Genomic DNA, 305 nt, shown 5'->3' with positions numbered 1-305 from the left:
CTGGCTTGTGCCAGAAAAGCGGTTTCTAGCGTTAAAAATAAAAAAGTATTTGCTCCCGAAATTTAGCAATTTCTTTCTTGTTCGAGAAAACAGCAACATTGTTAGTGAAAATGGCAATCAAGCTGAAAAGAGTTGTTCGGGCAAGAACAGGAATGCCAGTAAAAACGTGACTGGAACGTCGAAATCATGTCCTGCCCCCGATTCTATTGGAGAGGATATCCCAATTATCGGCACTGAAAACTGGGGTGAAACAGATGTTCGAAAGGCAATACCTAAAGAAAATAAAAGCAAGCGGCAATATAATG

Annotated in this window: 1 protein-coding gene; it reads left to right on the top strand. The window is 40.3% G+C overall.

Annotated features, from left to right (window positions below; all coding sequences use genetic code 11):
* On the top strand, window positions 1-305 hold a 305-nt coding region (locus SB847_RS20775), incomplete at both ends, for a hypothetical protein (RefSeq protein WP_410578473.1).

Origin of the sequence: Bacillus sp. SIMBA_026, assembly GCF_046535335.1 — a bacterium.
In the GTDB taxonomy this organism is placed as follows: Bacteria; Bacillota; Bacilli; order Bacillales; family Bacillaceae; genus Bacillus; species Bacillus velezensis.
This window is presented reverse-complemented; position numbering and strand designations above follow the sequence as displayed.